Annotated in this window: 11 protein-coding genes and 1 pseudogene; 5 read left to right on the forward strand and 7 right to left on the reverse strand. The window is 31.3% G+C overall.

Going from position 1 to position 11,682, the window contains the following annotated elements; translation table 11 throughout:
* The first annotated feature begins 561 nt into the window (after positions 1 to 561).
* Together MWH30_RS12390 and MWH30_RS12395 are read left to right on the forward strand one after the other, a co-directional pair.
* The gene (locus MWH30_RS12390) at positions 562 to 942 is read left to right on the forward strand and encodes a hypothetical protein (protein WP_248664407.1); all 381 of its coding nucleotides are present in this window, start codon (positions 562 to 564) and stop codon (positions 940 to 942) included.
* Positions 943 to 1,181: 239 nt separating this feature from the next.
* Complete coding sequence (locus MWH30_RS12395) at positions 1,182 to 1,328, forward strand: hypothetical protein (RefSeq protein ID WP_248664408.1); 147 nt, start codon at positions 1,182 to 1,184, stop codon at positions 1,326 to 1,328.
* A gap of 207 nt (positions 1,329 to 1,535) precedes the next feature.
* On the opposite strand, the gene MWH30_RS12400 is transcribed toward MWH30_RS12395, so the two are convergent.
* Positions 1,536 to 2,483 carry an Rpn family recombination-promoting nuclease/putative transposase gene (locus tag MWH30_RS12400; RefSeq protein WP_248664409.1) on the reverse strand — a complete coding sequence of 316 codons (948 nt, stop codon included), beginning with the start codon at positions 2,481 to 2,483 and terminating at the stop codon, positions 1,536 to 1,538.
* 63 nt (positions 2,484 to 2,546) lie between these two features.
* On the reverse strand, positions 2,547 to 3,143 hold the full coding sequence (locus tag MWH30_RS12405) for a tyrosine-type recombinase/integrase (protein WP_248664410.1): 597 nt from the start codon (positions 3,141 to 3,143) through the stop codon (positions 2,547 to 2,549).
* 604 nt (positions 3,144 to 3,747) lie between these two features.
* Between MWH30_RS12405 and MWH30_RS12410 the strand changes: the two genes are divergently transcribed.
* A complete protein-coding gene (locus MWH30_RS12410; RefSeq protein ID WP_248664411.1) occupies positions 3,748 to 4,425 on the forward strand; it encodes a hypothetical protein in 678 nt (225 codons plus the stop codon).
* A 157-nt stretch (positions 4,426 to 4,582) separates the two neighbouring features.
* Here MWH30_RS12410 and MWH30_RS12415 read toward each other — a convergent pair.
* The 5 genes and pseudogenes from MWH30_RS12415 to MWH30_RS14000 all read right to left on the reverse strand — a co-directional run.
* A pseudogene (locus MWH30_RS12415) lies at positions 4,583 to 5,155 on the reverse strand (transposase); the annotation flags it as partial.
* Between the two features lie 56 nt (positions 5,156 to 5,211).
* Positions 5,212 to 6,384, reverse strand: coding sequence for a PP2C family protein-serine/threonine phosphatase (locus MWH30_RS12420; protein WP_248664412.1), 1,173 nt, complete (start codon positions 6,382 to 6,384; stop codon positions 5,212 to 5,214).
* A complete protein-coding gene (locus MWH30_RS12425) occupies positions 6,365 to 9,859 on the reverse strand; it encodes a response regulator (protein ID WP_248664413.1) in 3,495 nt (1,164 codons plus the stop codon). Before MWH30_RS12425 ends, MWH30_RS12420 begins: the two co-directional genes overlap by 20 nt.
* A 257-nt stretch (positions 9,860 to 10,116) precedes the next feature.
* Complete coding sequence (locus MWH30_RS12430; protein WP_248664414.1) at positions 10,117 to 10,293, reverse strand: Rpn/YhgA-type helix-turn-helix domain-containing protein; 177 nt, start codon at positions 10,291 to 10,293, stop codon at positions 10,117 to 10,119.
* A gap of 84 nt (positions 10,294 to 10,377) precedes the next feature.
* Entirely contained in the window at positions 10,378 to 10,575 is a 198-nt protein-coding gene (locus MWH30_RS14000; RefSeq protein ID WP_372494178.1) for a tyrosine-type recombinase/integrase, read from the reverse strand.
* A 120-nt stretch (positions 10,576 to 10,695) separates the two neighbouring features.
* Between MWH30_RS14000 and MWH30_RS12435 the strand changes: the two genes are divergently transcribed.
* Positions 10,696 to 10,917 carry a hypothetical protein gene (locus MWH30_RS12435; protein WP_248664415.1) on the forward strand — a complete coding sequence of 74 codons (222 nt, stop codon included), beginning with the start codon at positions 10,696 to 10,698 and terminating at the stop codon, positions 10,915 to 10,917.
* Positions 10,918 to 10,958: 41 nt separating this feature from the next.
* Entirely contained in the window at positions 10,959 to 11,330 is a 372-nt protein-coding gene (locus MWH30_RS12440; RefSeq protein WP_308221620.1) for a type II toxin-antitoxin system death-on-curing family toxin, read from the forward strand.
* Positions 11,331 to 11,682 lie beyond the last annotated feature (352 nt).

The following is an 11,682-nucleotide window of genomic DNA, read 5'->3' on the forward strand; positions in this document are numbered from 1 at the left end:
AAAATCACAAACCCTGCTATATCAAGGTTTCTGACCTCTAAATAGTTATTTTATACCTATGAACTGTCGAACTCGGGCCAAAATTATTAGAAAAATTTAGACAATGCTAAATAATGATAAATGTCCTAACAGTAAAAACACAAATTCAATTGAAGGAAAATTTATACCAAGTATAGTAATTATGTATAAGATTATTTTGCATACTGTATATTGTCGATATATGTAGAATAGTAGAAATGAATTATTTATAAAGGAGGTCGGCCTGAAAATAATATTAATTACCAACTTGTTACCCATTCCTCTAGGTTTAATCGCCTGTTCGAACAATGAGGGAAATCTAGATAATTTCACAATTAACTCTGATATTGACGCAGTAGAAAACCCCGGTTATGAAATTGAAAATATAGCAGAAAATTACTAACAGCTAATTAAAGTTTCAAATGAAGCCAATATAGATGGGAGCAGAGTTCAATCCCGTATACTAGCTAAATATTTAACAAGTCCAACTAATCTTCGTGTTTTTAAAAAATAGATTGTGATAAAAGGAGGAAAAAAATTATAATGGAAGATGCTAGCATTAGTTCTAATGAATGGAATATCGGAGGTAAGGTTATTGTTATTTCAACATGTATTGCCTTTTTATCTTTATTTATGACTTGGACAGATATTGGTATTATTAGAGCAAGTGGAATCGAATCAAACGGATATCTCTTTCTTATCTTATACATTTATCCTTTTGTAAAAGTATTAAGAAATAGTGAAATGAAAAAAATATTAGGTATTATTAGTAGCGTTTTAGCTATATTAGGTTCTGTATTTTTTATTTTATCAAATACTATAGAAATTATGGGTTCATTTGGAAATGTTTCTGGTGGTGGAGCTTATTTATTTTTATTAGCTTCTGTAATTTTATTTTTTGGAGTTATAAAGTATAAAAATTAAAATAAGGAGAAATGCCCTAACAGGAAAAATAATATATTATTCAAGACCTTCGTTAAATGAAATTCAGTGAAGGTCTTTGTGATGCCCTGATTGATGTTGGACAAAAAGATAGTTAACATTTTAATATAATAATATAGGGGTAAAAATAATGCCAATTAAGTATAATAATTTCTAAAATAGAGGTGATTTTATGTTATATTGTTATGACTGTGGGAGATATAAAGAAAAAGGAGAAAATTTTGAGAAAGTTGAAGTTGAAGCAGGTGAATCTTACTATAGTAATAGACTTTTTGATACAAAAAGGAGAGTATATTATAAAACAGCTTTTTTATGTCCTTCATGTTATGAAGAAAGAAGCAATAGACGCAGTAGGAATGAAGGTTTAGGATGGGGATGTCTATCGATAATTTTGTTATTTATAATACTGTTTTATTTCTTCAATTAATGTTGTAAAAAATAACTTCTATTGTAATCGGTTCTTCTCCAAAACCGTTGGTGGGGAAGGGAGATATTTTACCTATTGACTGTCGAACTCGGGGTGGAAGGGATAAAAGGAGAAATAATAAACTCTGGCTGTTAACCAGAGTTTTAATTTATTGCTCTATTTCTTTTTTTATTTCTTCAATTTTTTCTTTATCTAAACCAGTAATATCAATTATATCTGGAACACCTATCCCTTTTCTTAACATTTTTTGAGCTATTTCTATATCTCTTTCTTTTTTCGCTTTTTCTCTTTCCTCAGATCTTACCTTTTGAACATCATATTCCTCGATCATCTGGAACATATCTCTCACCTTCCCTTCTTTGAAGACTTTTAATACTTCTTCAATTTCATCTTCAGGAACATTAACCTTTAACAATAAGTGCTTAATAGCCAAAGCAACATTCTCTAATATATTACTGTGCTTTAAGCTTTCCTTTAGTGCTTCCCAATACTCTTCTTTGAGTTGCTTTATTACTTTTAGATCTTCTACAGTCTTAATTTTATCCATAGCTAAGATTAAAGATATTGCATTGCCTTTTTCTATTAGTTCTTCTATAGTGATACTATTTAAAACTATAGGCTTATAGCTAAAGTTAGGAATATGCTGTTTAAAACTCTCGTAATGTTTAACCTTATCTTTAAACTCAATTTCTGCTGTCCAATTGCCTTTGCCATCATAAAAGACTATTGGCAATATTGGAGGTAGTTTAAAAGGTTTATTTTCGCTTTCATCAGCGTTTTCGTCAATATATACTCTCCATAATCTAGTCATGTATTCTAGCAGTCTAAATGGCATCAAAAAATCGGTCTTTGATTGATGCTCAAGCATTATAAAGACAAATGCTTCTTCGTCATCTAACTTTATTTTATAAACTATATCATTTTCTCTGTTAGCCCCTATGAGATCAATGTATTCTGTAGGTAATACCTCAATATCGTCTTTATCTATTTCAAAAACCCAATCTCTATCAATAAAATCATCTAAAAACATCTTAAATAGATCCTTATCGCTAAACAGCTTTCTAAATATATTATCTTTAGTCTTTTCCTTTGCCATATTTGTAACACTTCCCTGCTTAAGTTATTGTTGACTATATTATAATTATACCATAGTTTTTGCTTAAAATAAATCATCGAGAGCATTATAAGTAGCTACTACATCCTTCTTTTCAATTCCTAGATACTTTCTAGTAGTTTCCGTAGATCTATGCTTAAACTTCTCCTGAAGAGCTTCAATGCTAATTCCATTTTTCCAGGAGTGATAGCCAAAGGTTTTTCTTAAAGTGTGAGTTCCTACCCTTAAGTCATTTAGTCCTACTGACTCACAAACTTTCTTTACAATTCTATAAGCCTGACTTCTACTAATAAATTTGATTCCTATGGGAAAGGTGCGGGTATTATAAATTAAGTAGTCTTCTTTTTTATCCCCTATAGGTGATTTTTTAAATATTAGCTCTAAACATTCCTGGGCAGATTTATTAATAGTGATGCTGTTAAACTTCTTTGTCTTCTCCTCTTGTATCTCAAACTCGGCTTTGATATCCCCATTAGAATCTATAACATTTTTCACTTGCAGTTTTAATAGATCACCAATTCGCAAACCAAAATTAATCCCTAATACGAACAAAGCATAATCTCTCCACTTTTCGGCTCCAGCTAATTGATTAACGATCTGCTTTATCTTTCTTTTACTTCTAATCGGTTCAACTTTTGCCACAGCTCTTCCCCCTTTTTCAAGCCTAAATTAATGCAACGTATATTGTCATTTAAACATAAATATTGCGTAATTTCAAATAGTCTTAGTTACACTTCAAGCTACTTTCCTATGATATCAAGGGATTAGAGTATTATGCAACATTAGTGTACTTTTGTTGCATAGTGAAAATAGGCAAAAATTAAAGCTCTGATCCTCATTAGGAACCAGAGCTTTAAATAATAATTTGCTTTGAAGGTTACTTATATTTATTCATAATAAAAGTATAGTTTTTTCTTGTCCAAGATCTAAGGGGCAAGGACAGAATTTTAATTTCTAAAAGGTAAGTGGCCTCATTTATTGAATAAATGATGTAATAGGAGGTTATTGTATTTTAAATAAATAATAGACAATAAATGTCTAAGTATAGTGATTATAAATATAAATTACGTAGTGAGGTAGAACCTACGCAAAAAATTAGTAATTTTAGTATTGATTATATTCTAATCATTGTTATTGCTAATAACTTACCAAGTGATGAAAAATTAAAAGATTATAGAGAGTGGACAAATTTAAGGATTTTAATGCTTTGTAGACTAACTTTTATAAGGAGGAAGCTTTAATTTAAATGAAAAATAAAAATGATGATTTGAAGTCTGAAAATAAAATATCTCTTGAAGATAGTTTAATTATTGAAGTAGGTAATGCAGAATACAGTTTATATGACTTACATAGAAATATTATTAAAAAAGTAGCGTTTAAAAGTTGGAGAAAATCTCTAATTTTAGGTTTAATAACAGATCTTATGAGCAAAGGTAGTTCAGTAGCTACTGGCTTATTGAGTGCTGTGATATTTTTACCACTAGAAGGTGCATTTAGTATGTCTAGAGATTTGAAATACATTAAAACTGGTTGTAATAATTTAATGGAAATATTAGCTGATTTATATAATCTAGATTTAGATAGTTTTAAAAATAAACTAGTTATTCCTAATCAAGATATTAAAAAAGAAAATACAAGTATATTAAAAAATATATCTAGAAAAATATCAAGTAAAAGCCCAGAAGATTTTATAGAAGAAGAGAAAAATAATACTACAAAAATAACTAATAATTTAGGTTTAGGAAAAAATATTGTACCGTTTGCTATAGGTTCTATTCTGACTGCAATTATGGTTAGAGAGTCTATTATAGATTTTGGAGAAAATATTATGAATAGAACTGAGCATATTATAGAACAAAAGCTAAAAAACGGAGAGTTAACTATAAATAAATCAATTATTAAGAAATATGGTGAAAAATTGTAAGAATTATAATCAAAGCAATTCTCTATTAGAAAAATATAGTCTTTTCTTGTCCAAAATCTTAGAGATAAGAACACTCTTATTATTAGTAAATTAATAAAAATACAATAAACGAGCAAAAATAGATCCATTTATTACCAGCGGATAGTTATATTTATCCCTAGGCTATATTTAATAGCTCCAAAATAATATCAATCGGAACTTCTGATTGAGCTTGTTCATAAATCCAAGTAATATATTCTTTCTTGCTTTGTTTTCGGGCTTTTAGTAGTCCTTCGCCAAACTTCATAGGTTTATCTAAGCCAATAGTACAAAATAAATGGACTAAAGACTGTAATGTCCAGATTCTTTCTATACCTTTAATAGAGTGAATCTGATATTTATCCAAACCTAAGTCTAACTTTTCTTGTCTAAAAAAGATTTCAATAGGCCAACGTTTGCTATAATATTCTAGGATTGTCACTGTATCTAAAGAAACATCAGTACTTAAAAAAGCTTTTAATGACTTTGGCTTTTTAAATGAATCTTTAAACCAAATCAAAATAACAACTGCATTTTCTATATCATTTAAGGGGCCTTCATAACGATATGTCCAATATTCTGAGTTATTCACGGTCACGAGGTGAACATCACTCTTTTGAACATATTTGTCAACAAAATTGGATATCCCTATTCTGATCCCTTGAGGATAGATAATGCGATTTATTTTAAGCCCACCGATACAGTGATATCCTTACAACTTTCATGCCTTTTGCTAATAATTTTTCCGTCTTTTAACGTAATTCTTTATTAATCAATTTGTAAGACAATATAAGTAATATCATCATCTCCTTGTGAGGAGCCATCATTAAACTTCTTAAAGTCTTCATTTATAAGCTCCACAATTTCAGCAGGTGTCTGTCCACTATGAGCATAAAAGAGTTCCTTGAACCTTTCTTCGTAATTAAGCTCACCATTCATCTGCTCTACAATACCATCAGTACTAAATAGTACTGTCGAGCCCGAACTAAGACTAACTTGCTTAGCTTTAAAGTTCATTAGCTCTATTGGAATTACCGAAGATATAGGAGCTCCAGCACTTTCCAATAACAGTCTTTCTCCATCATCATGACTTAGTAAAGGAGGATTTTGAAATCCAACTCCACTATAGCTTAATTCATTAGTTCCTAAATCCAGAACAGCTAAAAATATACAGACAAAATAATCATCTGGATAATTATCAAGACAGTACTGTTCATAGATATGCTCTAATATTCTTTCCGGATTTATTAACTCTCTCTTGATGCTGATATAACTGGATACTGCTTCCTTTACAAAAGCATTAAATACTATCCCTTCCATGCCGTGCCCTGTTACATCGGAAAGATAAATAATCAGTTTATCTTCAGCTTTAATAAAGTTATAAAAATCTCCGCCTAGTCGTTGAGTTGGTTGAAAGTGAACAGCAAAGGACACTCCTTCAACATCAGGTATCTTAGCCAGAAAATTTCTCTCGTGAATTTGAGCTGCTTTATTTATCTCATTATTTAATTTTTGATAAAGCTCTTCTATCTCTTGCTTTTGAGAGCGAAGTTTTTTCTTAGCATTAGATAGCTCTAAATGAGTCTCCACTCGGGCTTTAAGAATAGCAGGCTTGATAGGTTTAGCAATATAATCGACAGCTCCTAAGTTAAGACCTTTAGTCTCTTCCTGAGTTTTACTCAATCCTGTTAAAAAAATAACAGGAATATCTTTAGTAATGGGATTATCTTTAAGCTTTTTACAAAGCTCATAGCCATCCATCTCCGGCATTACAATATCCAATAAGATCAAATCTGGATGCTGTTTTTGGGCAATCTTCAAAGCAATCTTACCATTAACAGCTATCTTCACCTTATATTCAGGCAGTAAAATCTCCTTGATTATATCTAAATTATTCACCATATCATCTACAACTAAAATATCATACCTTCTCTGATTCATTCTCTGCCTCCTCTAACTTAACAATTAACTTCTTAAGCTCTTTTAAAGCACCTTCAAAGTCATACTCTGCTAATTTTTTCTTTAATTCTATCACCTCTTTTTCATTTTCTAAGCCTGATACTTGTGAAGTTAAAATTTTAGCTAAGAATTCTACAGCCTCACCATCATAAGCTTCAATTAAGGTCTTTAATCTATTCAACCTAGCTAAAAGCTCTTCTTTGGGAATCTCTTCTCCCTTATTATCTGGAGTTAACTCTGCTTCAACAGATTTAATAGCTCCAATAATCATCTCTAATTCCTCTTCGATAGACTTTAATTTTTCTTCAATATCACTTGTTTCTTGCTGAATTGCCTCCTCTAAATCTTCAATTAATTCAAATAAATTATCAGCTCCAATATTACCTGCAACTCCTTTTAAACCATGAGCCAACATCTCTAGCAGTTGATAATTTTCTTCAGCTAAGGCTTCTTGCATTCTAACTCCAGCATCGGCCTCGCTATGAGCAAATTTTATTAAAATCTTTCGATAGGCTTCCAAATTATTGCCAATTCTCAATAAACCATTCTCAGTATCAATTCCTTCTAGCTGAGGCAAAGTTAATTCTTCCTCTTCGGTAAGAATTTCTGGTAACTCTCTTTCCCCAACCTCTATCCACCTCAACAAAGCACTGAATAGTTCCTTAAAGTTTATAGGCTTAGCAATATGTTCATTCATTCCTGCCTCCCTAGCTTGACGTTTATGCTCTTCCATAGCATTAGCAGTCAAAGCTAGAATAGGAAGCTCCTCCATACTTTTATCTTCTCTAATTTTGCGAGTTGCCTCATAACCATCTATAACTGGCATCTGCACATCCATCAGTACACAGTCATAATCGCTAACTTCGATCATCTCTAAAGCTTCCTCTCCATTATCAACTATGTCTACAATAAACTTATTCTGTTCCAATAGCTCACGACAGACCTGTTGATTAATTTTATTATCTTCAGCTACCAAAATTCGAGCCCCCTGTATTGGTCTAAGATCACTTGATTTCAACTCCTGTTCACGATTAATAGATGAAGTTCTCGAAGAATGACCGAAGACATTCATAATCTCATCAAATAAATGCGACGGAGTAATCGGCTTAGTCAAGAAAGCGATAAAGATTTCAGCTCCCGGCTCAGCCATAATTTCCTCACTGGCAAAGGCGGAAACTAAAATAATCTTAGGGGGCCTCTTAATCTGATTATGATCTAGAATCTGACGTGCTGTTTCCAAGCCATTTAGTTCAGGCATATTCCAATCTATTAGTAATAGTTCAAAGTCTTCTTCAGCTTCCACCAGCTTTGAGATAGCTTCCTCTCCCGACTTAGCCGTCTCCACTTTAAAAGAAAAAGACTGCAAATAAGATTCAAAGATCTCTAGAGCTGTAGCATTATCATCAGCTAATAAGACTTTTAAACCGCGGAGGTCTGGAGGGGCAGATAATTCTTCTTCTTCCTCTTTGATGGTTCCAAATTCTGCCGTAAAATAAAAGGTACTACCTTCTCCCTCTTCACTTTCTACCCAAATTTGACCATTCATCATTTTAACTAGCTGCTTACAGATAGCCAAGCCTAAGCCAGTCCCTCCAAATCTGCGAGTTATAGAGGAATCTGCTTGAGAAAAAGCTTTAAAAAGATTATTCTGTTTTACTTTACTAATCCCAACTCCTGTATCTTGAATAGCAAACTCTAAAGTTATTTTTTCTCCACTTTGCTCTAACTTTTTAATATAAAGTACAATCTCTCCCGATTCAGTAAATTTAACTGCATTATTAACTAAATTAAGTAATATCTGTTCTAAGCGCATAGGGTCACCCTTTAATCTATTAGGAACCTCTAAAGAACGGGAAAAAAGTAGTTCTAAATCCTTATTCTTAATTTTACTGACAACTAAAGATTGAAGGTTATATAAAACTTTATCCAACTCAAAAGGGACTTCCTCAATATCCAAACTTCCAGCCTCAACCTTAGATAGGTCTAAAATATCATTGATAATCCTTAGTAAAGATTCACTAGAAGCAGTAGCTTTAGTTAAATAATCCCGTTGTTTTTTAGTTAAATCTGTATTTAAACAGAGATTAATCAGACCAATAATAGCATTTAAGGGAGTTCTAATCTCATGACTCATATTAGCTAAAAATTCGGACTTAGCTTTATTTGCTTTTTCCGCCTTTATTTTAGCTTCCTCCAACTTTTGTTCTGAACGTTTTCGTTCTCTATTTTCCTGCTCTAGCTCTTCAGTTACAGTATTGGCTAAGGTAGTTAAAGCCTTAATAGTATTTATATGTCTACCCGTTGTAGACTTATCTTGCTTTAACTTAAATGAGGGTTTAGTTTGAATCTCTTCTTCAGATAAAGCAAGCACAGTCAGAGTCATATTTAATAAATTATTATTCTTTTCTGCACTATAAAACTCACCATAGGTAAAAAAACCTGTTGTTGGAGCAAGATTCTCTAATAATGTTAACTCCTCATCTAAATTTTTCTTCAAAGCAGTTTTTCTAAGAGCACAGGAGTAAACATAAATCACCTCTGGCGAAAACTCATCAGCCATTCTCTGTAACAGCACCTTATTATTTTCAATAATTGAATCTATATGCCCATAACTCAGATAGACCTGAGAACCTTGAGGTATATTACCACCAAAAGTTAATGAGCCATCCTTGTGTTTGCCTACAACTCCCCTAGCAATTGAAAAACCATTCTTCTCAATAAGCAAGGGAAACTCAGTTCCCCCTGCTTGGGGTAAGGCTTCCGCAATCTCTGCTCCTAAATACTTAACATAAATATCAACTGCTCGCTGATTATCTATAGTATATACCCTATTTCCTAAACTACTAGTAACCTCCATTGCCTTACCTATTCTTTGCCAGCCTAGATTATAGTCTGAATAAACCTTTAGCTCTTTACTGTCTAAGGCTACTGCAACTAGTCCTTTTTTAGAAACTATCCCATTTGAAAAGATATAGATATTATCAGCTTCAAATTCAAAGTTATCCCCTGCCTTACCTCCGGCTATCACTACTTGTTCATCAACAGCCTTGATCCCTTTAAGCAAATCATCATTAATATTAATCCAATCTGAAAAAAAAATAATAACTTTAGTAGTCTCTGAAACTAAATTCTGAGCTAACTTCTTTCCCATTATAAAGTTATCTTCTTCAAAAGGAATAAATTTAGCTTTTAAATTAGTTTTATTAAAACTTGTAAAGGATAACACAGTACTTCGCTCTTTATTTTTCCCCTCTATTATCTCTCCAGCAGTAGTTGTTCCAATTACAATAGCTTGCGGCAATAAAGATTCAATATCAGCTAAGAGCCGATATATATACTTTTCTTCACAAATCCCAGTGAAAATTTGAATCAATAATCTTTCATCAGTAATATTATTAGCATCAATAAAGTTCTTTAAATCAGCCTTATTCTTATAATAAGTACTCTTAACTTTCATTCCTTCACCCCTTTTTCATAATCTCCAATCTTCTCTCAGCTTGCTAGATAGTAAGTTTATATACCGTTATTTTTCTATACATGCTATTTGTTCTTCATATAACTTATTATCCCTGCCAATCTTTAAATTTAATCTATAAAATAATCCATAACTTCCTTAACTTCCTTAAGTTATTAACAAATCAACAAATAGCAATAAAAAAGACCAGTCAATTCAGTGACTGACCTCTTTTATTGCTACTAATATTTATTATAAACTTAGTGTTGAGTTTCCTTTTTAATCTCCTCTATCTTATCTTTATCTAAGTCTGTAGCTTCGACTACCTTTTCTACTTCTAAGCCCATATTTAATAGTTTTTCGGCTATTTCTAAATCTCTTTCTTTTACTGCTTTCTCCTTGAGCTTATTAATGTTTTTAGCAAAATTACTAATCATCTTTTCCACCTCCCAAGGTTTTGATTCTTCAATGACTCTTCTTTTCTGCTGGAAGTGGAGCTGATATATTGATAAGCCATCTCTTTAAAACAGATCATCCAGAGCATTATAGGTAGCTACTACATCCTTCTTTTCAATTCCTAGATACTTTCTAGTAGTTTCCGTAGACCTATGCTTAAACCTCTCCTGAAGAGCCTCAATACTAATTCCATTTTTCCAGGAATGATAGCCAAAGGTCTTTCTTAAAGTGTGAGTTCCTACCCTTAAGTCATTTAATCCTATTTTACTAAATTTAAAAAAGAGATCTCAGAATAATTATTGATTTTACAAGAAAACATATATATAATGTATATATAGTGTATATATAAAGTGAGCTAAATTCTTAGAAAAGGAGTGGTTGATATGACAAGACTAAAAAATAAAAATTTTAAAATTAAAGAATCAACTTGGAATGAGTTTAAGAAAAATTGTGAAGATATTGGTAGTAATGCTAGTGTGGAAATAAGAAAATTTATTAATAAATACAATAAGAAGCATAAAAAAAGCAATTTTAACATCGATAAAGCTTTAGAAGATTCAGCAAAAGAGCACTCCGATATACTACATGAACTAGCAAAAAGATAATTATAGGAGTGATCTAAATCGAAGAAATTTACTTTTTAGAAATTAAAGATGTCATTAAAGCTAATAAAGTAGCTTTAAAAAATAGTGGTGGCAGTTTTGGGTTAAGAGATCAAAATTTACTTGAATCAGCAGTAATGCAACCTAAAAATGTTTATTTCTATCAAGAAAGTGTTACTTTAATTGAGTTAGCTGCTAACTATGCTTATCATATTTGCCGTAATCATGCTTTCGTTGATGGCAATAAACGAACAGCATTCCTAGCTACTGAGGCCTTTTTAAAGGCTAATGGTTACAAATATAAAAGTTGTTTGGATACTAATAAATCAAGTAATGTATTTGAAGGAATAGCAAATGGTTTAACCTCTAAAGAAGATTTAAAAAAATGGCTTTCTGAAAATATAACTAAACTTTAAACCTGTCATTTAAAAAGGCAGGTTTTTTATTTTTTAAGATCAATTTGTGTTAAGACATTTATCCTCTCGGCTTTTAATGTATAGTAGGCGGACAAATGTCCTAATTATTGATTATTAACATTTAGAAATGATATAAGCTGATTATTGTTGATTAAGCCAATTTAGACTTATTTAAAAAAGGTTGAATTCTTACTTAAAAAGCTCAATAATACTCCAGAATTCTCTGTTAAGCTTAACTTTATAGTTAAAAACAAGGTAAAAACCTTCGCTAAGCGTTACTTTAACGAAGGTCTTATTTTTTCTTGATAACTATAAAATTAATAAATTATAAAGGAATATATCTTAAATTAGA

The organism is Fuchsiella alkaliacetigena, from assembly GCF_023227765.1.
GTDB lineage: Bacteria > Bacillota > Halanaerobiia > Halobacteroidales > Acetohalobiaceae > Fuchsiella > Fuchsiella alkaliacetigena.

Excerpts from the sequence above, each read along its gene's own strand:
- MWH30_RS12390 (WP_248664407.1), top strand. The coding sequence starts at position 562 with ATGGAAGATGCTAGCATTAGTTCTAATGAATGGAATATCGGAGGTAAG.
- MWH30_RS12420 (WP_248664412.1), bottom strand. The coding sequence starts at position 6,384 with ATGAATCAGAGAAGGTATGATATTTTAGTTGTAGATGATATGGTGAAT.
- MWH30_RS12425 (WP_248664413.1), bottom strand. The coding sequence starts at position 9,859 with ATGAAAGTTAAGAGTACTTATTATAAGAATAAGGCTGATTTAAAGAAC.
- MWH30_RS12435 (WP_248664415.1), top strand. The coding sequence starts at position 10,696 with ATGACAAGACTAAAAAATAAAAATTTTAAAATTAAAGAATCAACTTGG.
- MWH30_RS12400 (WP_248664409.1), bottom strand. The coding sequence starts at position 2,483 with ATGGCAAAGGAAAAGACTAAAGATAATATATTTAGAAAGCTGTTTAGC.
- MWH30_RS12430 (WP_248664414.1), bottom strand. The coding sequence starts at position 10,293 with ATGATTAGTAATTTTGCTAAAAACATTAATAAGCTCAAGGAGAAAGCA.
- MWH30_RS12410 (WP_248664411.1), top strand. The coding sequence starts at position 3,748 with ATGAAAAATAAAAATGATGATTTGAAGTCTGAAAATAAAATATCTCTT.